General features: G+C 40.6%; 22 protein-coding genes and 1 tRNA gene. 8 read left to right on the top strand and 15 right to left on the bottom strand.

The annotated features are described in order from the left end of the window. Window positions 1–116: 116 nt before the first annotated feature. The 8 genes from pnp to KAN5_RS03045 form a co-directional block, all read right to left on the bottom strand. Window positions 117–2,243, bottom strand: a complete 2,127-nt coding sequence (pnp, locus tag KAN5_RS03080; RefSeq protein WP_138554812.1) for a polyribonucleotide nucleotidyltransferase — start codon at window positions 2,241–2,243, stop codon at window positions 117–119. A gap of 546 nt (window positions 2,244–2,789) precedes the next feature. Then, on the bottom strand, window positions 2,790–3,059 hold the full coding sequence (rpsO, locus tag KAN5_RS03075; protein WP_016707659.1) for a 30S ribosomal protein S15: 270 nt from the start codon (window positions 3,057–3,059) through the stop codon (window positions 2,790–2,792). A gap of 108 nt (window positions 3,060–3,167) precedes the next feature. After that, entirely contained in the window at window positions 3,168–4,118 is a 951-nt protein-coding gene (gene truB, locus KAN5_RS03070; protein WP_016707660.1) for a tRNA pseudouridine(55) synthase TruB, read from the bottom strand. Continuing rightward, window positions 4,118–4,519, bottom strand: coding sequence for a 30S ribosome-binding factor RbfA (gene rbfA / locus KAN5_RS03065; protein ID WP_016707661.1), 402 nt, complete (start codon window positions 4,517–4,519; stop codon window positions 4,118–4,120). The genes truB and rbfA overlap by 1 nt, the downstream gene beginning before the upstream one ends. Before the next feature lie 111 nt (window positions 4,520–4,630). Continuing rightward, window positions 4,631–7,288, bottom strand: coding sequence for a translation initiation factor IF-2 (gene infB, locus KAN5_RS03060; RefSeq protein WP_016707662.1), 2,658 nt, complete (start codon window positions 7,286–7,288; stop codon window positions 4,631–4,633). Between the two features lie 25 nt (window positions 7,289–7,313). Continuing rightward, on the bottom strand, window positions 7,314–8,813 hold the full coding sequence (gene nusA / locus KAN5_RS03055) for a transcription termination factor NusA (protein ID WP_016707663.1): 1,500 nt from the start codon (window positions 8,811–8,813) through the stop codon (window positions 7,314–7,316). A 39-nt stretch (window positions 8,814–8,852) separates the two neighbouring features. Next, window positions 8,853–9,308 carry a ribosome maturation factor RimP gene (rimP, locus tag KAN5_RS03050; RefSeq protein ID WP_016707664.1) on the bottom strand — a complete coding sequence of 152 codons (456 nt, stop codon included), beginning with the start codon at window positions 9,306–9,308 and terminating at the stop codon, window positions 8,853–8,855. A 315-nt stretch (window positions 9,309–9,623) separates the two neighbouring features. Beyond that, window positions 9,624–9,700, bottom strand: a tRNA-Met gene (locus KAN5_RS03045). 330 nt (window positions 9,701–10,030) lie between these two features. On the opposite strand from KAN5_RS03045, the gene KAN5_RS03040 reads away from it, so the two are divergent. Continuing rightward, entirely contained in the window at window positions 10,031–10,507 is a 477-nt protein-coding gene (locus tag KAN5_RS03040; protein WP_244390436.1) for a globin, read from the top strand. A gap of 20 nt (window positions 10,508–10,527) precedes the next feature. Here KAN5_RS03040 and KAN5_RS03035 read toward each other — a convergent pair whose 3' ends face one another. Further along, window positions 10,528–11,340, bottom strand: a complete 813-nt coding sequence (locus KAN5_RS03035) for a hypothetical protein (protein ID WP_138554392.1) — start codon at window positions 11,338–11,340, stop codon at window positions 10,528–10,530. Window positions 11,341–11,472: 132 nt separating this feature from the next. Here KAN5_RS03035 and KAN5_RS03030 point away from each other — a divergent pair, with 132 nt between their 5' ends. After that, a complete protein-coding gene (locus KAN5_RS03030; RefSeq protein WP_244390435.1) occupies window positions 11,473–13,023 on the top strand; it encodes a cryptochrome/photolyase family protein in 1,551 nt (516 codons plus the stop codon). A 132-nt stretch (window positions 13,024–13,155) separates the two neighbouring features. Here KAN5_RS03030 and KAN5_RS03025 read toward each other — a convergent pair whose 3' ends face one another. Both KAN5_RS03025 and KAN5_RS03020 read right to left on the bottom strand, forming a co-directional pair. Further along, window positions 13,156–13,602, bottom strand: coding sequence for an Hsp20 family protein (locus KAN5_RS03025; protein WP_138554391.1), 447 nt, complete (start codon window positions 13,600–13,602; stop codon window positions 13,156–13,158). Window positions 13,603–13,827: 225 nt separating this feature from the next. Next, entirely contained in the window at window positions 13,828–14,355 is a 528-nt protein-coding gene (locus tag KAN5_RS03020; protein ID WP_029216061.1) for a redoxin domain-containing protein, read from the bottom strand. A gap of 112 nt (window positions 14,356–14,467) precedes the next feature. Here KAN5_RS03020 and KAN5_RS03015 point away from each other — a divergent pair, with 112 nt between their 5' ends. The 3 genes from KAN5_RS03015 (at window position 14,468) to KAN5_RS03005 (ending at window position 17,295) form a co-directional block, all read left to right on the top strand. Next, window positions 14,468–14,965, top strand: coding sequence for a TlpA disulfide reductase family protein (locus KAN5_RS03015; RefSeq protein WP_244390433.1), 498 nt, complete (start codon window positions 14,468–14,470; stop codon window positions 14,963–14,965). A gap of 88 nt (window positions 14,966–15,053) precedes the next feature. Then, window positions 15,054–15,317: a GrxA family glutaredoxin gene (locus KAN5_RS03010; RefSeq protein ID WP_016707671.1), complete on the top strand. Its 264-nt coding sequence runs from the start codon at window positions 15,054–15,056 to the stop codon at window positions 15,315–15,317. 160 nt (window positions 15,318–15,477) lie between these two features. Then, window positions 15,478–17,295: a DEAD/DEAH box helicase gene (locus tag KAN5_RS03005; protein ID WP_016707672.1), complete on the top strand. Its 1,818-nt coding sequence runs from the start codon at window positions 15,478–15,480 to the stop codon at window positions 17,293–17,295. Window positions 17,296–17,629: 334 nt separating this feature from the next. Here KAN5_RS03005 and istB read toward each other — a convergent pair whose 3' ends face one another. Together istB and istA are read right to left on the bottom strand one after the other, a co-directional pair. Then, window positions 17,630–18,385, bottom strand: coding sequence for an IS21-like element helper ATPase IstB (gene istB / locus KAN5_RS03000; RefSeq protein WP_016710687.1), 756 nt, complete (start codon window positions 18,383–18,385; stop codon window positions 17,630–17,632). Between the two features lie 11 nt (window positions 18,386–18,396). After that, window positions 18,397–19,947, bottom strand: coding sequence for an IS21 family transposase (gene istA, locus KAN5_RS02995; RefSeq protein ID WP_029216306.1), 1,551 nt, complete (start codon window positions 19,945–19,947; stop codon window positions 18,397–18,399). A 363-nt stretch (window positions 19,948–20,310) separates the two neighbouring features. Here istA and KAN5_RS02990 point away from each other — a divergent pair, with 363 nt between their 5' ends. The 3 genes from KAN5_RS02990 to KAN5_RS02980 all read left to right on the top strand — a co-directional run bounded on the left by KAN5_RS02990 (window position 20,311) and on the right by KAN5_RS02980 (window position 21,231). Then, window positions 20,311–20,571: a hypothetical protein gene (locus KAN5_RS02990; RefSeq protein ID WP_050901607.1), complete on the top strand. Its 261-nt coding sequence runs from the start codon at window positions 20,311–20,313 to the stop codon at window positions 20,569–20,571. Window positions 20,572–20,578: 7 nt separating this feature from the next. Further along, a complete protein-coding gene (locus tag KAN5_RS02985; protein ID WP_084440777.1) occupies window positions 20,579–20,785 on the top strand; it encodes a hypothetical protein in 207 nt (68 codons plus the stop codon). A gap of 86 nt (window positions 20,786–20,871) precedes the next feature. After that, complete coding sequence (locus KAN5_RS02980; RefSeq protein WP_244390432.1) at window positions 20,872–21,231, top strand: hypothetical protein; 360 nt, start codon at window positions 20,872–20,874, stop codon at window positions 21,229–21,231. A 64-nt stretch (window positions 21,232–21,295) separates the two neighbouring features. Here the strand turns inward: KAN5_RS02980 and KAN5_RS02975 are convergent, their stop codons facing one another. Next, window positions 21,296–22,198: a hypothetical protein gene (locus KAN5_RS02975; RefSeq protein WP_016710271.1), complete on the bottom strand. Its 903-nt coding sequence runs from the start codon at window positions 22,196–22,198 to the stop codon at window positions 21,296–21,298. Between the two features lie 215 nt (window positions 22,199–22,413). After that, entirely contained in the window at window positions 22,414–23,973 is a 1,560-nt protein-coding gene (locus KAN5_RS02970; RefSeq protein ID WP_016710270.1) for an AbgT family transporter, read from the bottom strand. Window positions 23,974–24,087 lie beyond the last annotated feature (114 nt).

Below are 24,087 nucleotides of genomic sequence, written 5' to 3'. Positions count from 1 at the left end.
AGTAGCAAACAGATAAGACAAGTGCTATCCACAGAGGTTTCATTAAAGCATAAAAAAAGAGGCTATACAGCCCCTTTTTATGTTATCCAGTAATTAACTGAATTAAATATCAACAATTAAGCGTCTGTTGGTGCGTCAGCTGCTGGTGCTGCTGATTCCATTGCTTCTTTGATACTTAAACGTACGCGACCCTGACGGTCTACTTCAAGTACTTTAACTTTCACTTCTTGACCTTCAGATAAATGATCTGTCACGGTATTAACACGCTCAGTGCTAATTTGTGAAATATGTACTAGACCATCTTTACCTGGCAAGATATTAACAAACGCACCAAAATCTACGATACGTACAACCTTACCTGTGTAGATAGTGCCCACTTCAAGCTCAGCCGTTAACTGCTCAATACGTGTGATTGCATCTTGTGCACTCATACCATCAGTTGCTGCAATTTTAATTGTACCATCATCTTCGATTTCAATCGTAGTGCCTGTTTCTTCAGTAAGTTGACGAATTGTTGCGCCGCCTTTACCGATAACTTCTGCGATTTTCTTCGGTGGGATCTTCATAGTATAAATGCGAGGAGCAAACTGAGATAGCTCTTCAGAAGGCGCAGCAATTGCTTCGTCCATTACACCTAGAATATGTAAACGGGCAGCTTTTGCTTGCTTAAGTGCAATTTGCATGATTTCTTGCGTGATACCTTCAATCTTGATATCCATTTGTAGTGCCGTGATACCGTTTGATGTACCCGCTACTTTAAAGTCCATATCACCTAAGTGATCTTCATCGCCTAAGATGTCAGAAAGAACAACGAACTTCTCGTCTTCTTTAACTAGACCCATCGCGATACCCGCAACAGACGCTTTAATTGGCACACCGGCGTTCATAAGTGCTAAAGAAGTACCACAAACAGATGCCATTGAAGATGAACCATTTGATTCAGTGATTTCAGATACAACACGGATTGAGTAAGGGAACTCAGTTAGTGTTGGCATTACAGCTTGAATACCACGCTTAGCTAAGTTACCGTGACCGATTTCACGACGCTTAGGAGAACCTACAAAACCTGTTTCACCTACGCAGAACGGAGGGAAATTGTAGTTAAGCATAAAGTGATTTTTATGTGTGCCAGTTAAATCGTCGATTAACTGTGAATCACGTTCTGTACCAAGTGTTGCAGTAACAAGCGCTTGTGTTTCACCACGTGTAAAGATTGCTGAGCCGTGAGTACGCGGTAATACGCCTGTCATTACATCTAGTGCACGGATCATGTCTGGTTCACGACCATCGATACGCTTCTCGCCCGCTGTGATGCGGCCACGTACAATTTTCTTCTCAAGTGAACCGAATACTTTACCTACTTCTTGCTTATCAAGCGTTTCGTCTTCAGCAAGTTCAGCTGTAAGTGCTTCAACAACCGCGTCTTTCGCTGCCGTTAATGCTTCTTTACGTGCCACTTTATCAGTAATACGGTAAGCTTCGCCTACTTTTTCTGATGCAAGTTGAGCTACTTTATCTTCAAGAGCTACATTTTTCTCAGGAGCAGTCCAATCCCAAGTAGGCTTGCCTGCTTCTGCTTTGAATTCATTGATTGCGTTGATAATAGCTTGAGATTGCTCATGACCATATACAACCGCACCTAGCATCACGTCTTCTGCAAGTACGTCTGCTTCTGACTCAACCATAAGTACTGCGTTATCAGTACCTGCAACAACTAAATCAAGTTGGCTTTCTTCAAGCTCTTTTAGTGTTGGGTTAAGTACATATTCACCATTGATATAACCTACACGCGCTGCACCGATTGGGCCACTGAAAGGGATACCAGAGATAGCAAGTGCTGCTGAAGTACCAATCATCGCAACCATATCAGGTTGGATTTCAGGGTTTACAGAAACAACAGTCGCAATAACTTGTACTTCATTTACGAAACCATTTGGGAAAAGTGGACGAATTGGACGGTCAATAAGACGTGCAATCAGTGTTTCGCCATCGTTAGGACGACCTTCGCGCTTTAAAAAGCCACCAGGAATACGACCCGCAGCGTACATACGCTCTTGGTAGTTAACTGTTAATGGGAAAAAGTCTTGGCCTGGTTGTGCTTCACGCTTACCAACAACTGTTACTAATACTGATGTGTCGCCAATGCTTGCTAGTACTGCGCCGTCTGCTTGACGAGCGATTGCACCTGTTTCTAGGGTAACGGTGTGTTGACCTAGTTGAAATTCTTTAATAATTGCTTGCACTTAAAATAATCCTTAAATGTATTTTATAAGTCATCATCAAGGTACCAATTACAGTACATAATTGTATTCATTTGGAAATCAATTAAGTACTACAATTGGCAATGATGTAAGTAACCATAGATAAACCTTTTTATCTACGCGCAGTAGTATATAACAAAGTCAGGTAAAAATGCGAGTCTACGGCCTAGATAATCACAGCCACTTTAGCCGCAACTATGAGCGCTTTGTATTTCGAGTACGTTTGCCGATTAACTTAACTATCTACCCTTTCTAGCGGGTTAAATAAAGCGCTAACTGCGTTATACCAATCGACTTAAATATTTAACCATTCTAGCGGGCTAAATAAAGCGCTAACTGCGTTATAAATTTTTCATGTAGAACAACTACATGTCAAAATTTATGCCTTGTTATCACTCCATTTATCTGTCGCTATAAATGGTCAGTAACTTAACACGATTGGTATTATGAATTTTTCATGTAGAACAACGAAGGGAATGCCAGGCACAAAAAAAGGAGCTAAATGCTCCTTTTTATGAAATCTAGTTCTTAGCGACGTAGGCCAAGTTCTTGGATTAACGCAGTATAACGTGCAATGTCTTTACCTTTAAGGTAATCAAGCAGTTTACGGCGAGTGCTTACTTTACGAAGCAGACCACGACGTGAGTGGAAGTCATGCTTGTGATCAGCAAAGTGACCTTGAAGCTTGTTGATATCGAAAGTTAAAAGTGCAACTTGTACTTCAGGTGAACCAGTGTCGCCTTCTGCACGTGCGAATTTTGCGATGATATCGATTTTTTCTTGATTGCTTAGTGACATAGTAACTCCAAAAATAAAATTTAAAAGGTGTCTTAGCCGATCACTAATTCAGCCAAAACGATTAGCGGGCGTATTCTACCAGCTACGGCAATAACTACAAGCGAAACTTTACTCAGTCGCTTCTTGTTGATTTGATAAGCCGCGTTTTGACTTCAAATGGCCATCAGGGTTTTTCTCACCCGTGCCGATGAACACACCATCCGCCAACACTTTAATGGCCCCTTCAGGTAGTTCTACACCAAGTACAACAGCCTGACCATGGCCAAAGGAAACCCCCTGCTCTTTGGTTATTTCAACAACGGGTAAGTCAACTAAAGCGCTATCCATAGGTAATAACAGTTCATCAAGATAAGTAGATGGGCTCAGTTCTTGCTCTTTTGCTTTAGCAAGGAGCGCTTCTAACTGCGTTAATGACACCATTTTATCTGCAGGGTAATGTCCCACAGCACTACGATGTAACATAATAACATGTGCGCCACAGCCGAGGTTCTCACCTAAATCGTCAACAATAGTACGAATGTAAGTGCCTTTTGATACATGAGCGGTCATTTGTACTTCATTATTCGCTTCATCAAACTCATCAAGCGTTAAACTAAATACATTGATTTTTCTACACTTACGAGGCACTTCAATGCCTTCACGGGCATACTTATACAAAGGTTTTCCTTCATACTTTAGCGCCGAATACATAGAAGGGTATTGATCAGACTCACCTAAAAATTTTGCAATTTCACTACTCAACTGCTCTTCGCTTACATTAACCTCTTTTGTACTGACAATTTCACCGTCAGAATCAGAGGTTGTTGTACGTTCACCTAGTTTCGCACGCACAACGTATGTTTTATCAGTATCAAGTAGGAACTGAGTAAACTTTGTCGCTTCACCAAAGCAAATCGGTAACATACCCGTTGCTAACGGATCAAGCGCACCTGTATGACCTGCTTTTTGCGCAAAATAGATGCCCTTTGCTTGCTGCAAAGCTTTATTTGACGAAATACCTTGTGGCTTATCTAGTAATAAAATGCCGTCAATTGCGCGGCCTTTACTGCGTCTTGCCATTAGTCTTTAGTGCCTTGTTCTGGTTCATCATCTACGTGCTTCGCTTTATCTTCACGGATAACCGAATCAACTAAGTTTGAAATACGCATCCCTTCCATTAATGAGTTATCAACAACAAACTTCAATTCCGGCATAATACGGGCACGAATACGCTTGCCAAGCAATGAACGGATATAACCCGTTGCTTCGTTTAATACTTTAGCGCTTTGCTTTGCCGCATTTTCATCTTCGGTATTAAACACTGTAATAAACACTTTGGCATAAGATAAATCACGCGATACTTCAACAGCAGACACTGTCACCATACCTAAACGTGGATCTTTAATTTCACGTTGTAAAATAACAGCAATCTCTTTTTGAATTTGCTGAGCAACGCGATCTGTACGAGAAAACTCTCTCATTATACTCTACTCTAAATTTATAACTCATTGACAAATATAAATAAGTTATTTTAAATAATGAATACACAAATGGGGGCTGAGCCCCCATTTATTATCTTAGCTTACGAGCAATTAAAGTGAACGTTGTACTTCAACTGTTTCGAATACTTCGATTTGGTCACCAACGCGAACGTCATTATAGTTCTTAACGCCGATACCACATTCCATGCCGTTACGAACATCAGCAACGTCGTCTTTAAAGCGACGAAGTGACTCAAGTTCACCTTCATAGATAACCACGTTATCACGAAGTACACGAATTGGCGCGCTACGTTTAACCACACCTTCAGTAACCATACAACCTGCGATAGCACCAATTTTAGGTGACTTGAACACGTCACGTACTTCAGCAAGACCAATAATCTCTTGTTTAAACTCAGGTGCTAACATACCTGACATAGCTTGCTTAACTTCATCAATCAAGCTGTAGATAACGCTGTAGTAACGTAAATCTAAGTTTTCAGACTCAATCACTTTACGCGCAGAAGCATCAGCACGAACGTTAAAGCCAACAACGATTGCATTCGATGCCGCAGCAAGCGTTGCATCAGTTTCAGTGATACCGCCTACGCCAGAACCAACAATTTTCACTTTAACTTCATCAGTTGACAGTTTAGTCAATGAATCAGAGATTGCTTCGATTGAACCCTGTACGTCAGCTTTAAGTACCACGTTAACTTCTGACACATCACCATCAGTCATGTTAGTGAACATGTTTTCAAGCTTGGCTTTTTGTTGACGTGCTAGTTTAACATCGCGGAATTTACCTTGACGATAAAGTGCAACTTCACGGGCTTTACGCTCGTCTTTAACTACAGTTGCTTCATCACCGGCTGCCGGAATACCTGACAGACCTAAAATTTCAACAGGAATTGAAGGACCAGCAGATTTGATATCTTTACCATTTTCATCGCGCATCGCACGAACACGGCCATATTCAAGACCACATAATACGATGTCACCTTGATTAAGCGTACCAGATTGAACAAGAATAGATGCAACTGGGCCACGGCCTTTATCTAAACGTGATTCAATTACAACACCCGCCGCCATACCGACTGTTGGCGCTGTTAATTCTAATAACTCAGCTTGCATTAATACAGCTTCTAATAGCTCATCAATACCTAAACCCGTTTTAGCTGAAATATGCACGTATTGTGTATCACCGCCCCACTCTTCAGGAATAACGTCTAACTGAGCAAGCTCATTCTTAACGCGATCTGGGTCTACGCCTTCTTTATCCATTTTATTGACAGCGATGATTAAAGGAACGCCAGCTGCACGCGCATGCTGTACGGCTTCTTTAGTTTGTGGCATTACACCATCATCTGCTGCAACTACTAGGATTACGATATCGGTTGCTTTCGCACCACGAGCACGCATTGACGTAAATGCCGCGTGACCAGGCGTATCTAAGAACGTGATCATGTTACCATTTACGTCAACATGATAAGCACCAATGTGCTGGGTAATACCACCCGCTTCGCCAGAGGCTACTTTTGCTTCACGAATGTAATCAAGCGTTGATGTTTTACCATGGTCAACGTGACCCATTACGGTAACAACTGGTGCACGTGGTAATGATTTACCATCTTCGTGACGGTCGTTAAGTACCGTTTGCTCTAATTCATTTTCTTTAACAATGATAACCTTGTGACCCATTTCTTCAGCAACGAGTTGCGCTGTTTCTTGGTCAATCACTTGGTTAATGGTAACCATGTCACCCATTTTCATCATTGTTTTTACAACTTCAGCGCCTTTAACTGCCATGCGTGATGCAAGCTCAGCAACTGTAATTGTTTCACTAATACGTACTTCGTTTTTCACATCAACAGTCGGTTTTTGGAAACCATGTTGTAATGACGAAGGCGCTTTTAGCTTACTTTTCTTGCCTCTAGAAGGAACGAATTTCTCTTTCGCTGGGGCTTTTTTCTTTTTCTTCGCACGGCGTGCGCCTTGCTCATCACGCGCATCAGCAACATCTTCTGCTTCACGTGCGTAAGTTGAAGTCGTAAGGTGGTGATCAGCGGTTTCTTCACGCTTCTTACGCTCTTCTTCTTCTTTCTTCCAGCGAGCTGAGTTTTCTTCTGCTAGCTTTCTTGCCTCTTCTGCTTGACGTTTCGCTTCTTCTTCAGCTTTCTTCAATGCGGCCTCTTCTGCTTCTCTTTGCAGACGCTCAGCTTCAACACGGTCTTTTTCAGACTTAGCGGTTTGTTCTGGAGTCATCTGCTTCTGTTTTGCTGCACGTTCAGCGTCTGCTTTACGTTTAGCCTCTTCTTTCGCTTTGCGATCAGCCTCTTCTTTCGCTTTACGCTCAGCATCTTGTTTTGCTTTTAGCTCAGCCGCTTCTTTTGCAGCTTGTTGCTCAGCTTCACGACGTGCAGCTTCTTCTGCTGCAATACGTGCTTGCTCTTGTTCTTGCTCAACAGCACTTTTCTTCACGTAAGTACGTGTTTTACGTACTTCAACTTGCACTGACTTTGCTTGACCCGTAGAGCCTGTCACACTCAGTGTGCTTTTACTCTTACGTTGCAATGTCATACGGGCTGGGCCGTCTGAGCCTGTGCCGCCGTGCTGCTTGCTCAAGTGATCAAGTAACGTTGCTTTTTCAGCTTCAGTTACATTATCACCCGCTTGCTTAGTAATTCCGGCTTGCGATAGTTGTTGAAGCAATTTATCAACAGTTGTACCGATATCCCCGGCTAGTTTTTCAACATTTACTTCTGCCATAGTCTCAAATACCTCCGTTAATAAATTACTCGTCTGCGAACCAACAAATGTTACGCGCAGCCATAATGAGCTTACCAGCTTCTTCTGGAGAAACTTCTGTGATATCAACTAATTCATCAATACCTTGCTCAGCTAAATCTTCAAGCGTTACAACCCCTTTACTTGCCATAACAAACGCAAGGTGGCGCTCTAATCCTTCTAGTGCTAATAAGTCTTCTGCAGGCTCAGCACCGTCAAGGCTTTCTTCTGTTTTTAATGCTTTCGTTGTTAGCGCATCTTTAGCACGTGAACGTAAAACATCAACGGTTTCTTCGTCTAGCCCATCAATTTCTAAGAATTCAGATGCAGGAACATAGGCGACTTCTTCAAGCGTTGAGAAACCTTCATTGATAAGTAGCGTTGCAAAATCTTCATCGATATCTAAGTTTTCTGTAAATAAGTTAATTAGTTTATCAGATTCAGCTTCATTTTTGGCGCGCATTTCTTCAACGGTCATTACATTCAATTCCCAACCAGTTAACTGGCTAGCAAGGCGAACGTTTTGACCATTACGACCAATTGCTTGTGCTAGGTTATCTGCTTCAACAGCGATATCCATTGAATGAGTGTCTTCGTCCATCACGATTGACGCAACTTCAGCCGGTGACATAGCATTGATAACAAACTGCGCAGGGTTATCGTCGTACAGTACGATATCAACACGCTCACCACCTAACTCGGTAGAAACAGCTTGTACACGGGCGCCACGCATACCTACACACGCACCAATTGGGTCGATACGTTTGTCGTTCGATTTAACAGCAATTTTTGCACGCGAACCCGGATCACGCGCTGCAGCACGTAATTCAATCATTTCTTCGCCAATTTCTGGTACCTCAATGCGGAATAACTCCATCAGCATTTCTGGCTTAGAACGCGTTACAAATAACTGTGCGCCACGGGCATCAGGTTTTACTTCGTAAAGTAAACCACGAATACGGTCGCCTGGACGGAAGTTTTCACGTGGTAACATGTCATCACGGTAAATAACCGCTTCAGCATTGTTACCGAGATCTAGAACGATTGCATCACGCGTTGCTTTTTTAACAACACCTGTTACTAACTCGCCTTGCTGATCTTTATAGGCTTCAACAACTAATGCACGTTCAGCTTCACGTACTTTTTGTACGATTACTTGCTTTGCCATTTGTGTTGTAATGCGATCAAACTTAATTGATTCGATTTGCTCTTCAACGAAATCACCAACCTTAAGATCAGGATCATCAACTTGCGCAGCTTCTAAGGTAATTTCGCTGTATGGGTGCTCTAGTGAACCATCTTCAAGTACTTCAGCAATTTGCCAACGACGGAATGTGTCGTAGTCACCTGTTTTACGGTCAATTGCAACACGTACTTCAATTTCACCCGTGTGTTTTTTCTTAGTCGCGGTCGCTAATGCGAACTCTAACGCTTCGAAAATCTTTTCTTTTGGAACCGCTTTCTCATTGGAAACGGCTTCAGCAACCAATAATATCTCTTTTGCCATGGGTTATGCCTCGCTTGCCCTATTCCTTCGCACTCGAAATTAAAACTTTGCGATAATGTTCGCACGTTCAATGTTACTGAGCATGATTAAGTGTTCAGTGCCGTCACTTGAAAGTGTGATCATATCACTGCTAACTGAAACTAAATCGCCTTTAAAATTACGACGACCATCTTGCGGAAGCTTAGTACGTACACGTACTTCCTCTCCTTGTGCCTTCTCGTAGTGATCTTGTTTGAATAATAGACGATCAACACCAGGAGACGATACTTCCAAATCATATTCATTTGTAATTGGGTCTTCGACATCTAAAATCGCACTTATTTGACGACTTGCATCAGCACAATTATCAACCGAAATCCCCGCTTCATGATCGATATAGACCCTAAGCGTAGAATGGCGACCCGCTTGCACAAACTCTAGACCATGTAATTCAAAGCCTAACATCTCAACTGACGGTGAAAGCATGGTTAATAAATCTTGCTCAAGTTTTGTCACGAAAATCCTCCATACAAACAAAAAAAGGGCTTATAGCCCTAAAATACCTAGCTTATTCCTTGAGTAAAAATCAAGTGGTGCAGATACAACAACGCCCCGAACCAAGCGGGGCGTCACACCTAAAGCATAAAACTGTGTGGCCATGGGCCAAGCTTGGCTGCGGGCAGCAAACACCGCCTAAATAAACCCAAAGGCTTAAACGCAAAACGCGCATTACATAGAATGCGCGACTTCAAATCAGTAACTAAAATCGCTACTCATAAGTATGGCAACAAAATCTTAGAATCGTTAAAACGAGAACTAACTCCAAGAATTTGGTTGCGGGAGCCGGATTTGAACCGACGACCTTCGGGTTATGAGCCCGACGAGCTACCAGGCTGCTCCATCCCGCGCCAACTGGTATCAAACTATACGATACCCATCTAGCTAATCAACTAAGCTAAACAATGGCGGCTATTATAGAGAGCCTTGGCATAATTAGCAACCAAAAACTCATAAAGAATACTTAGACTATAAAGTTAAAGTGCAAGATTACACAGCTGAACAATTAACTTTAATTGAACGGCTATTAATTATTGAGCTATATGCAATAAAGTTGATCTAAATCACTAATAACGTATTTCACAGCAAGTCCTTTACTACTTTTTACAAACACAGTTGAATTCTCCAACTACACTTTACTTAAAGTGAGTGAAATAGTTTTACTTAGAGCGAATAAACCTATGTGTATTAGTAATGACCAACAAAAACTATTATTGCAAAATATTGCAATAATAAAACCAAACTTCCACTGCTTTACTGTCACTTTTCAGGTTCAACTGAAGCGTCAAGCACTTACAATAAAGTGTCCGAGTAGTAACGCTATCAGCGAAAAAAGTTACATACTCTATTGTGCTTTGGAAAGAACATTAAGTCATTTAGATAATCTATCTATGGTGACTACTTTTATAGAGCATCACGCTAATAACTTAGCAAAATTAGGTATCAGCAATACTGATGTCAACTTACTTTGTGATGCTTTCTATAACACATTACAAATTCATTTAGGCAATCACTTTACACATAAAGCACAAATTGCTTGGAGCTACTCATTACGACTATTTAAAAATATCGTTAAATCATATTTATTTAACTTTAGTAATGTAGTAGCTATTAATACTCAAATACACAAAAGCCACAGAGTCCTTGAAAAAAAATAGCGGTTAATATGCCATCTGTTTTATTGTAAAGTGGCTAACTCTTGTAATAAGCGATCTATTTGGCGTTGTTCTACATCAATCAGAGTCGCGTATTTTGACGTTATCGCGGTCATTTTTCGCGATAATGAATTATCAAAAGTCGCATCGGTTAAGTTTTTTGGTTGTTCACTAGCTTGCGCTTCAAGTGTCGCTATTTGTTTATCCATTTGCGCTTGATAAGTATCAATTTTTGATTGCCGTTGTTCAATATCACGCTTGATCTCTTGCCCACGAATAAATGAATCAATGTCTTTGCTCTGTGTTGATTGCTCGTCAATTTCGGAGCTGTTTGTCATACTTTGCAAGGCTAACTTTTCTTTTAATAGACGGTCGATGTCTCGCTGCTCGCGCTCAATTAATACATTATAGCGCTCTGACACACTAGCCATTTGGTTAGCAATCGCCGTTTCTTTTTTGGCACCGGATAAATTATTTAATTGCGCATCAGATTGATCCCGTAATCCAGCGATCTCCGCATTCATTTTTTCGCTAAAAGTATCAATCTTATCTTGGTGTTGCTGAATATCCGCATCAATTTGTTTAGTACGGATATATGTATCTACCTCGGATGTATTCATATCGCCATGAGTAACAATGTTACTGGGTACAGCAGGGTTTTGCTCCTTCACTGTAATGAGCTTTGCATTATCTCCACATGGAAATTGGCTAAACTCCACCTCACCTTCTTTTTCACACTTATAAACACTTGCATGCAACGGCGCAACAAAGCTGAGCGTAATGAAGCAAGGTAAAATAATTTTTAATTTTCGAATATTACACTGATGTTTGTTCATAGCCGACATTCCTTCGTTCATGTAGTTAACCTACACAGGTTCTTATATCTATATACCACGGCTTTGGGAATTAATAAATGCGATCTAATTGCTACCTTAGTCCGTATAGAGTTATTTTGGGCAAAACTTATAATGTATAAAACGCTGCGATTTATTTTTGGCGATCAACTCAACGCTAACCACAGTTGGTATAAAGAAGAGAACCAAACGCAATACCTTTATGTCATTGCTGAATTAAAACAAGAAACCGATTATGTAAAACACCATATACAAAAAGTGGTGGCGTTTTTCACAGCAATGGAAAACTTTGCCGCTGCGCTCAAAAAAGCCCAATTAAATGTACTTCATTTAACCTTAGATGATACCCAGAACGATGCTTGCATCACATTACTATTAACGCGCTTAGCCGAGCAATATCAGTGCCAGCAAATTCAATATCAGTATCCTGATGAGTATCGCCTGCAACAACAAATGCTGCAGTTTAAATCACGCAGTAGCTTAAAAGTAAGTGGCTGCGATAGCGAACATTTTTTATTACCTTATGCTGACATTGGCGATCACTTTACAAAAGATAAACAGGTAAAGATGGAATTTTTTTATCGCATGATGCGTAAGCGCTTTAATATACTAATACAAGATAATGCACCGCAAGGAGGGCAATGGAATTTTGATCAAGACAACCGTAACAAGTTAAAAAAAACCGATTTAGCCACCATCCCTAAACCAAAGATATTTACCAATAATATTGAGGTCATTTTACAGCGCATCAAAAGGCACCGCGTAAATACTTTTGGTCAATGTTCAACAACCTTACTATGGCCAACGAGTCGCGCGCAAGCAAAGCAATTACTCGACTATTTTTGCAGTGACCTTTTACCCAAATTTGGACAATTTCAAGACGCTATGACCTGTCAAAGTCCACACCAATGGAGCTTATATCATAGCCGATTAGCGTTTGCGTTAAACACTAAGATGTTGCACCCAATGCACGTTATTAATCGAGTCCTCGCTGAATTTACAGCACGCCAAGATCAGATCAATCTTGCCCAAGTTGAAGGATTCATCAGGCAGATTTTAGGATGGCGTGAGTATGTTAGAGGGATCTATTGGCAAAATATGCCCGCTTACGCAACTAAAAATGCACTACATGCCAACCGCTCGATACCCGATTACTTTTGGAGTGGCAAAACAAAAATGAACTGCATGAAACAAGCAATCACGCAAAGTTTGGAAACCGCCTATGCGCATCATATACAACGCTTAATGATCACTGGTAACTTTTGCTTATTAACCGGTATTGATCCAAAGGAAGTTGATAGCTGGTATTTAGGCATTTACATCGATGCTATTGAATGGGTAGAGATGCCTAACACCCGTGGGATGAGTCAATTTGCTGATGGTGGTCTTATCGCCACCAAACCGTATGCTGCAAGCGGTAACTACATAAACAAAATGAGTGATTACTGTAAAAATTGTCACTACAAGGTACAGCAAAAAACTGAAATCACGGCCTGCCCGTTTAACAGCTTATACTGGCAATTTATGCACAGCCATCAAACGCGCTTAGCGAGTAATCCTCGGATTGGTATGGTCTATAAAAATTGGCAAAAGCAACCTCAAGAGCAGCAGCAAGCTATTCTTAATAGAGCGCAGTGGTGCCTAGATAATATAGAAAAGCTCTAACACGATAAGGTATTCCCTTCACTATTATTACTGTGTGAAAACGACACTCATTAAACAAACATTAAAAAGCCGCCTCAATTGAGGCGGCTAAAAATAACAATTAAATCAGGGAGAAAAATGTCAAAGGGTTCGTTATTTCCCTTCTAGCAAGTTACCACTGCCAATTTCAATTTTACGTGGTTTAAGTGCTTCAGGTATTTCACGCTGTAAATCGATACTTAATAAGCCATTCGCTAGATCAGCACCCAGTACTTTGACATGGTCGCCTAGCTGAAACTTACGCTCAAAGTTACGTTCTGCGATACCTTGATGAATAAATTTACGTTCTTCAGTTTCACCTTTATCAGCTTTGATACCGGCTACTTTTAAAGTGTTGTTTTCTGACTCGATAGTCAGTTCATTATCACTAAAACCGGCCACAGCCATAGTGATGCGATATTTGTCTTTATCGAGTGCTTCAATGTTATAAGGAGGAAAACTTGGCTGCTTGTCTGTGCGAGCTGCCGCATCCATTAAAGATGCTAAATGATCGAAACCAATGAATGAACGATAAAGTGGTGATAAGTCTACTGTACGCATAATAATATCCTCATATTTAAGCGATATTTTGCAGGTGCTTTTCGGTTGAACAAGCACGGGCAAAGTTTAATTAATAATATAAATTTCAATTACTTCTGTTTGGTTTGGGACCCATCAGGCGTCCTCATTAAACTATATATGGACGGCAAAATTGTTTTCAAGTAAATAAATAAAAAAATTTAAAAAAATGTCAGAGACACGCATTAAGCGTGCCTCAAAGTACTTTTATGGCGCGAGTGTGCCACGAATTGGGTAATCGTTTTCACGAATAAATTTAATTCCCGATAGAAGCGCATTTAGATCAGGACGTGAAAATGGTGCATTCGATTTATCTAAAATCTGAATTTGATTTTGCTCATTCAGTACAAATATAGCTGGTTCTGAAAATGGATGGTCGGTCTCATTTTCATTACGAGGCTCACTAATATACAAACCAAAATCACTCATTTGCACTAAAGTTAACCCGCTATATAAAGGGAAATTGACATCTAAATCATTAAGATGCTGCTTAAGTTGCTCTGAACTATCAGCACTAACCGCAGCTAACTCAACTCCTGCGTCAGAAAAGTCACCTTTCATTTTCGCCAATGCATTTAATTGTTTGGTACATAATGGGCAATGCTTGCCACGGTACACAACAATCATCTTCCATGGCAGATCAGTCTGCCGCTGCGTTAAATCAAAAGATTTGCCATCAATACCATTTGCTTTAAAGGTAGGCATTTTCATTGCCGGTTGTATAGTGTTACTCATAATCATGTTCTCCTGTTAAAAATAAAATTTAAACATTTACATGGTTTTACTAGACCTTAGGGTTAAACTGATTAATTCAACCATAAAAATGCAACTAACCTTGGAGATGTGTTTGAAACTTTTACGCAGTACACTAATAAACATAGCTTTAGCAGCAATAATCTTTTTTCTGGTTAGTGCATTCCAGGAGCGCAATTTACTAAAAACAGATAGCAGTCCAGCCCCTTACTTTAACTTACCGTTACTAAGCGCTACTGATACACGTTTAAGTATTGCTGAACTTAAAGGCAAAACGACTGTTATATACTTTTTTGCGCCCTGGTGCACAGTGTGCAAATACAGCATGCCAAATCTAGAAGCAGCGCTACTTGACTCTGATATTAATGCCGTTGGTATTGCGCTTGATTATAAAAATCAACACGAGATTATACAGTTTGTTGACGGACTAAAACTCACAATGCCTATTTTGCTCGGCGATAAAAACACCCAAAAAAATTATAAAATCAGCGCCTTTCCTACTTATTATGTGATTAATGAACAACTGCAGATCACGGCCCGTTCAATGGGCTATTCGAGTGAATTAGGTATTAGCTTACGTGCCAACAATTAAAAAAATGGAATACGCCAATCGCATTTTTACGCTATATATTTTTAGTAAGTTAGTTATGATAGGTTCAAATTAAATCGAGGAGAGCGATATGTTAACTGTAATTTTTGGCCGTGAAGGCTGCCCATTTTGTGTTCGTGCAAAAGATGTTGCACAGAAACTAGCTGATGAACGCGATGATTTTAAATTTCGTTATGTTGATATTATTAAAGAAGGCGTCAGTAAAGCTGATTTAGAGCAATCAGCAGGTAAACCTTGTCCAACTGTGCCGCAAATTTTTGTTGACCAAAAACACATTGGTGGTTTCACTGAGTTTGAAGCATACGCAAAAGAAAATCTTGGACTTTATCAATAAGTTCTGTATCAAATATGTTAACCAGCTTAATTTGACCTCAATCAAGCTGGTTAAATTATGACCAACATCAACCACATACAAATTAGTTGTAATTTATACAAGCAATTGCCTCGTATTTCCTATACAATGCGCGCCTCTTTAAATTCGTTGAGGCGTATTAATGTCAGAACCAGTCACGTTTGAATCTCTAAATCTTTCTCCTGCAATTTTAAAAGCAGTTGAAGAGTTGGGTTACAAGACACCATCTGAAATCCAAGCTCAATGTATACCGTTATTGCTAGAAAGAAAGGACGTACTGGGACTAGCGCAAACGGGTACAGGTAAAACAGCAGCATTTGCACTGCCATTACTTAATAATATTGACCCGTCTGTGAAGCAGCCACAGATCCTTGTTCTCACACCAACCCGTGAGCTTGCGATCCAAGTAGCTGAGGCATTCGAACAATATGCTAAACACACTCGTGGTGTTGAAGTGTTGGCACTTTATGGTGGCCAGAGCTACAGCATCCAATTAAGTGCACTTCGTCGAGGCGCGCAAATTATTGTCGCGACACCTGGTCGCTTAATCGATCATATTAACCGCGGTACAATCAAGTTCGACAGCTTACAAGCGCTTGTTCTTGATGAAGCCGATGAAATGTTACGTATGGGCTTTATCGATGATGTTGAAAACATCATGGAAAAAACACCGCGTGAAAAGCAAACATGTCTTTTCTCTGCGACTATGCCTAAGCAAATTCAAAACATCAGCAGCAAATATATGAATAACCCTGAACAGGTTCATATTTCTGCGCGTAACTCAACTGTATCATCTGTTGAGCAAGTGTTTTGGAATGCCAGCGTACACAAGAATAAAGCGATTGTTCGTTTCTTAGAAGCTGAACAATACGAAGGTGCGATTGTTTTCGTACGTACACGTAACGACACTGTACAACTTGCTGAGTTATTAGAGCGCGAAGGTTTCTCTGCTGCGCCACTTAACGGCGACATGAACCAGCAAGCACGTGAACGCACAGTTGATCGCTTAAAAAGCGGCATGTTAAACATTGTTATCGCAACTGACGTTGCGGCACGTGGTCTAGATGTTGACCGTTTAAGCCTTGTTATCAACTACGATATTCCGCAAGACTCTGAAGCCTACGTTCACCGTATCGGCCGTACAGGTCGTGCTGGTCGTACTGGTAAAGCGATTCTTTTCGTAAAACATAACGAACGTTATTTACTTAAAAATATCATTCGTCATACGAATTCAGATATTGCACAAGTTGAATTACCAACGGCAAAAGTAGTTGAAGAAAAACGTATCGCAGCATTACAAGCCAAGCTTAGCCTTGCACTTGAAAACAAAGATATTACTTTCTTTAATGAAGTCGCTGCTAATATGGCGCAAAAGCTTGAACTTACTCCTGAAGACCTAGCGGGTGCATTACTGTGTTTAGCACAGCAACAATCACCAATTAAAGTTGAAGAAGTTAAAGTTCAGCAACGTGAGCGTAGCGAACGTAACTCACGTAATGACCGTGGTGATCGTGGCCGTCGTAACGAGCGTGGTGATCGCCCTACTCGTGACCGTGATTCAAAACCTCGTGAGCGTAATAGCCGTGATGCAGGTCCTATGGATACATACCGTATCGAAGTGGGTCGTGAGCATGGTGTTCAGGTTAAGAACATTGTGGGTGCAATCGCTAACGAAGCTGATATCTCAAGCAAGTTTATTGGTGACATTCGTCTTCACGACAGTCACAGTACGGTACAACTACCGCAAAACATGCCGAAAGATGTATTAGATCACTTCCAAAAAGTGTTTATTTGTAAACGCCCAATGGGAATGACACTGACAAAAGCTGAAGCAGCTTCTGAGCGCCCTGAGCGCAGCGAACGCCCAGCTGGTGACAGGAAGCGCAATGACGGCCCTCGCGGTGATAAGCGTAGCGGTCCTCGTAAAGAACGTCGCCCAGTAAGCTTTACAGCTAAATAAGCAACGTCTCTTTAATAAAAAAACCTTGCCACGAAAGTGCCAAGGTTTTTTTTTAGCACAGCGTTACAGCAGTAAATCTCAGTCCTAGGCAAACCTTCACTTTATTACTTGTAATAGTATGTAATACCAATCGACTTAAATATTTAACCATTCTAGCGGGCTAAATAAAGCGCTAACTGCGTTATAAATTTTTCATGTAGAACAATGGTGATTTTCTCAACTATAAAGTTTGTGGGATAAGGAATACATCTTTATGCGTATTCTCATGACTTTGATCACCGATTCTCATCAGCTTTGATCACCTGATTTATCATTTTGTAGAGCCATTTTTAAATTAGCTTAACTGATCATCATCAGTCAATTTATTTAGTTGTTTTCGTATCGATTCTCCTTTTAAGTTCAACTTAATCGAACCATGAATTAGCCTATCTAAAATGGCGTCAGCGTGAGTTGATTCTCCTATCATCTCATGCCAGTTTTCCTGCGGGAGCTGGCTTATAATTATGTGTGATTTATATCCATACCGCGCATCGATTAATTCGAGTAAGTCACCTCGTTGTTGCGCACTCAGTGGTTCAAGACCCCAGTCGTCTAAAATCAGTAGATCATACTTTATTAGCTTCGCCAGTAATTTCCGGTAACTGCCATCTGCTTGTGCTAGAAACAGGCTTTCAAGTAGTTCTTTCAATCGAATATAGTAAACACTTTTTCCTTGCAAACAGTGTTCATGCCCTAATGCACATGCGAGGTAGGTTTTTCCACAGCCTGTTGCGCCAGTGATTAAGATATTTTGGTGTAAGTTCAGCCAGCTATTTTGGCTTAAGTTACGTATCTGTGCTTTTTCTATATTGCGTGTCGGCGAGTAAATCAGTTGATTTAACTGAGCCGGTAAGCGGAATTTAGCGTGGCGTACGAGTCGGTCGATTTTTCTTTGCTCACGCGAGTCAATTTCATGTGTTAGCAATAAACTGATGCGCTCTATAAAGCTTTGTTCTTGATATAGATTTGGCTGTTCAAGCTGCTGCTTGAGTGCTTGCTTTATACCCGATAACTTGAGTAGTTGAAGTTGCTGGTTAATGGTATCTATCATGTTTTCATTCCTTAATGGTAATAATCTGTACCACGTATGTTGCTGTGTGTAATTGGCTTTTCTGGCTCTGTTTGCTGTGTGGGTAACGGTTGTTGATCCAACCCTTTCTTCAGCATCTGCTTTATTGATTTGAGTGTGGTCGTATTCATCACGATTGCGCGATAACACGCTTGCTCAAGCCGCTCTTTTGAATAGATTTTAGCTAAACTCAACACCCCTAAACAGGCGCGATAAGCATGCTCGGGGTGACGCCGTCCACTGAGCTGTAACTCAATAACTTGGTGGGTATACTCCCCGATACTTAATGCCCATGAGCGTAAATTTATCGGTGACTGCTCATGCTGTTTTTGATGCGCCAGAGGCATATGATGAGACTGTGTTGTATGCCCACCTAAACGGTGTGAGCGCGGATGCTGTGCGATTAAGGTATCGTCATGATAAAGCTGTACTAGCTGATTGGTTATATGTGCGCGTAATTGTTTCTTAACCCATTGATACGGCACACTGTAATAATGTTTTTCTATTTCAACATGATAATCAATGTGTACTCGCACCGTTTTAATTTGTGTATAGTGATAGGGCTTTTCTGGCAATGGCTTTAATGCGCTTTTATCCACCCTATCAAATAGCTGTTTACGTGACTGTTGATATTGCTTCATAACCTTATTGTTCATTACATCAAGTAGCTTTGCTATTTCTTGATTTAGGTGCGCTAAGCTGTAGAAGGTTTGGTTACGCAGACGTGCCATGATCCAACGCTCAACAATTTGTACACCGACTTCAGCCTTCGATTTATCTTTGGGTTTATAAGGTCTAGCAGGTATGACAGCGACGTTAAAATACTCAGCTAATTGATGATACGTGGGGTTTAAATCTGGCTCGTAGCGACAGGGTTTACTGACAGCACTTCTGAGATTATCGGGAATAACAAGCGCTGGTACACCGCCTAAAAACGCAAAGCAACGGGCATGACTCATCACCCAATCTTCAAGTTGTTGGCTATACGTTGCTTCAGCATAGGTATAATTTGATGCGCCGAGTACGGCAACAAACACTTGAGCAGTCCGTGTCTTCTGCGTTGTAGGGCATGTGATGGTCAATGTGGGGCCACAATAATCCACAAACAGCTTTTCACCACCTTTATGATGTTGACGCATCGATAACCGTTGTTTTCCCAACCATTCCCGGTAGGCGCGGCAGAAGTGGCTGTAGCTGTAATAAGGCTCACCGATTTTCTCAAGTAATTCATCGAATACTAACTGCAACGTTAAATGTTTATGCTGCTTTAAATCCCTGTTGATAGCGAGCCAATCAGGTGTTGGGTATCTTTTTTGACGGGTTGAGAAGTCCCTGATTTTTGTATTAAGAAAAGCACCGTGTTGCTTATCTTCAGGTAACGGCCATTGGTTTAAGCCTAACTCATTGGCTTTTTTAACGTAATTAGCGACGGTACCAGGGGAGATATTTAAGCTTCTGGCAATCTCTCGATGGGATAATTTAGCTGAATATTTCAGCCGTAAAATAGCCTGTAATTTACTCATAGATATAGGTCTTGTTGACATGATTGTTATCCTCATCAAACGATTTAGATAACGGTTTAACATACCTACAAAAATGATAAAACGTGAACTCGGTAACGAGTGGCATTAAGCTTTGATCGGCAAAATTATTAAGAACACAAAAGTGATCATTATCAAGTAATTTTCGTGATCAAAGCTTAATGAGAATAAGCGATCAAAGTTAATGCCATTGGGTGATCAAAGCTAGGGAGAATATGCACTTTATTCAAGTTAATACTCAGCAAACTTAAAATGGAGATTTATCATGTCAAATACACTTACTATATTTTCGAATCCAACAACAATCTTAGTCACGAATACGACTCCTGCGAATAAAACCGCGCTTGCATCAACTGAAGCTGAAACTTGGCAGCTCTCAGAAAAAAAGGGACTATTTCAGGGGGCGGGGTCACGGTATCCGGTGCAGGTGCTTGGGCAAAAATGTCTGGCTCGTTTGATTTTTCGATTGTAAATCTAGAAAGCTCTCGCACCTATCAAAAAATGGTGTCTGAATACAGTATACCTGGGGGTGTTAGTGGCTTTTGGGGCTGGCTTGGTTTCGGTGCCAATGCCGAAACGCACAAGCAAGAAATCAAAGAAGCAATGCAAGAACTTAGTCAACAGTAACGGCTCTGTGGATGTTGATCTTATGGTAACCGGTTTGATCCCAGGCTTTGAAGTAAGTGCTACAGCGTATATTCTGGTACTACAAATCCAAAGCTCTTCTGGTGCTACATATAATATTGCTTCATCAACAAGCCCATCGACAGATGTTGGCGCACAAGATCAAAACCAGCAGAACCTGCCTACTTCAAATAATAACTCAACTATCAGCCTATAAATAGCAAATGTAAGATCATCAAAGTAACTATGCTTTGATGATCTTCCACTTATCAACACACGCAAACTGCTAGTTAAGGAAAAATCATGAGGCTATTTACTGCTCTACTACTTATTATATTTACTTTAGCTGTTAAGGCTAATCCTGCGGTAATATCAGCTATAAATGATAACTTAAGTTCTACGGTATGGACGGATAACTTTAAAACTAGTTTAGCTTTTACTGACACTAGTTATGAAATACAAGAAACGAGCGTTACCCCCTCTCCTTTTGTGATCAATAGGAAAGATAATCTTATTTTCTCTACTTTTACCAGTTTCAGTGATCAAAAAGAAATAATCATTAAAGATATTACCGGGGACGGCCTGCCAGACATACGTATAACAAAGATGCTCAATAAAAATGGTGGCGTTATATCCACCACTACTGAAAAAAATTATAATTAGCTATGAGAAGTGAAGTTGATTTAAAATTAAAAGCTTCTGTATTTTCATACAGAAGCAAATATTACTAATACTTTCTGCAAGTCATATTAATTGTGCAGTTTTTCCCATCTGAGCTACATGATGTTGATTGACTACAAGTCATTTCTCGTCCATCTTGATAAATGCCTTCTAAAAAGTTTCGTAGATTCCTATTAAATCTGTCACCTTTATCATGATATAAATCAAACTTTGCCATGTGAGCACTTGAGGTTGCTATCCCAGAAATTGTTTTACAAAACGCTCCTGTAACAGCACATACGAAAGTTGCACCAGTATCTGTTTGTACAATTTGAAATTGCAATGGTTGAGCAGTTGCCTCCTCCATGTCCTGCTTAACTTGTTGCCCGTTGGAACTATTACGCATGATTTTATCTATTATGTTAGTAACACCATCAGCTCGGCCAATATACTTATCAATCAAATCTCCATCTTTATTTTTACTACCTCTTTTCTGAATAAATTGATGATCATTATAAACTTCTTCGAGTGAAGAGCGACTCTCATCCAATGGCTTATCTACATCGTATATTTCAGTACAGCCAGTTTCATCACAACAAACTTCGACTGTTGGATCGCATTTATAAATCACTTTTTGATAAAGTTTGTTTTCCATATAAGCGGTGCGAAATGCCCAAAGAATATCATTTGTTTTTGCATCTAATGAGCTGCAATCATTTGTACAGTTTGACACAAAATCATAGTCAACATGCACTAAAGCCCCTGTTGATTTTTGACGCACCCGCTTCGCATGTACTTTATGCTCTTTGTTGTCTGCATCCTTAAAATACATAACTAATACATCATAAGAGTAACTCTGTTGGCAAGTTGGGTTTGAACTTTTCAAGCTATCTAGGCAAGAGTTTGCTAGTGTAGGGGCTGATGTAAATAAAAAATATACACCAATAAGTAAAAATAGTTTTTTAATCATAATCCTTAATCCTTAATCCTTAATCCTTAATCCTTATAGTAGTCAACATCAATAATAGTATAAAAAACCTTCGGAAGATACAAGGTAATGAATATTACTTGTAAACAAAAGTAAAAAAAATGAGCTTGTTTAGTTTTTCATAAAATTTAAAACTAAAATAAAAGCCTCACCATTTTCATGATGAGGCCCCCTTTTTAAAGTTTACGTCCTAGTTATTAAGGTGCTATAGCAGGATAAACGTAACTTGCATCTAAGCCTAGTGGTATACCTAATGCCCAGTAGCCGAGTAAAAATAAACTCCAACCGATCATAAAAGCGATTGAGTATGGCAGCATCATGGCGATCAGCGTGCCGATGCCTGTGCCTTTGACGTATTTCTGGCAATACACCACGACCAGCGGGAAGTACGGCATTAATGGCGTGATGATATTTGAACTGGAATCGCCCACTCGGTACGCCGCTTGGGTTAAGTCCGGTGAAATACCCAGTTGCATCAGCATAGGCACAAATACAGGGCCTAGTAACGCCCATTTAGCAGAGCTCGAACCCACAAATAAGTTAACAAAGCCCGTTAAAAAGATGATGCCCACAACAGTTACTGCACTAGGTAATTGCATGGCCTTTAACAACTGCGCCCCTTCTATTGCCAATAATGCGCCCAAATTAGATTTACTAAACGCGGCAATAAATAAAGCACAGAAGAACGCCATTACAATGTAATACGCCATGCCGCTCATTGCTTTGCTCATGGCATCGATCATATCTTTAGAGCTTTTAAAGGTACCAACGGTAAAACCATAAACCGCACCCGGTATCCAAAACAGTAAGAAGATGAGCGGTACAATTGACTGCATTAACGGTGAACGGAAGTTAGTGAGCGAGCCATCTGCGCTGCGCATTGCTGAATCTGCTGGTGCTGATACAAACGCTAACAACGCAAGCCCTGCAACCATCACAGCACTTGCAATAAAAAACGCGCGTTTTTCATCACTACGGGCATCTTCAAATACAGGTAAGTCTTCTTTATTGCCATCAAGTGGGGTGTTTTTTAACCGTGGTTCAATAATTTTATCTGTAATGTACCAACCTAGTAAAATAATGAATAAGCTTGAAGCGGAGGTAAACGCCCAGTTATTAAGCGGGTTAATCGACATCGCTGGATTGATAATTTGTGCTGCACTTTGGGTAAAACTTTGCAGTAGTGGGTCGATCCCTGATGGAATAAAGTTAGCACCAAAACCACCGCTAACCCCAGCAAATGCAGCAGCAATACCTGCAAGTGGATGGCGTCCTGCGGCATAAAAAATAACACCCGCCAGTGGAATAACTAGCACGTAGCCTGCATCAGTGGCTGTATGACTCACAATTGCCACAAGGATAATTGACGGCGTAAGCAGCTGCTTAGGTGTTACTTTAAGCATGAGCTTTAAACCGGTATTAATAAAGCCTGAGTGTTCGGCCACACCAACACCTAGCATTGCCACTAACACCACACCTAATGGTGCAAAACCTGTAAAGGTTTTGACCATTGACGATAAAAAGGTCGCCAATGAGTCGCTTGCCAGCATGTTATTAACAATAATGGCTTCGCCTGTACGTGGATCGATAGCGTCAAAATTAACCCCCGATAGCCACCACGACAAAAACCAAATTAGTAACATGGCGAACAAAAAGATAATCGCTGGATCAGGTAGCTTGTTACCCACCCTTTCTACAAAGTTTAAAAATCGTGCAACTAGCCCTGTCGGCATTGTCGCATCATTATTGTTATTCATTTCGCTTATTCCCTAGAAGTTTAACGTATATACACTACCGTAAATGCTACGGTAGGTAAATTTTAAGTGAATAAAAACTCACTTTTTAGGAACGTTATTATCTCAAGCGCACAA

The organism is Pseudoalteromonas sp. KAN5 (assembly GCF_022846535.1).
GTDB lineage: Bacteria > Pseudomonadota > Gammaproteobacteria > Enterobacterales > Alteromonadaceae > Pseudoalteromonas > Pseudoalteromonas haloplanktis.
Note: the sequence above shows the minus strand (reverse complement) of the source record. Positions and strands in the feature narration are given on the sequence as shown.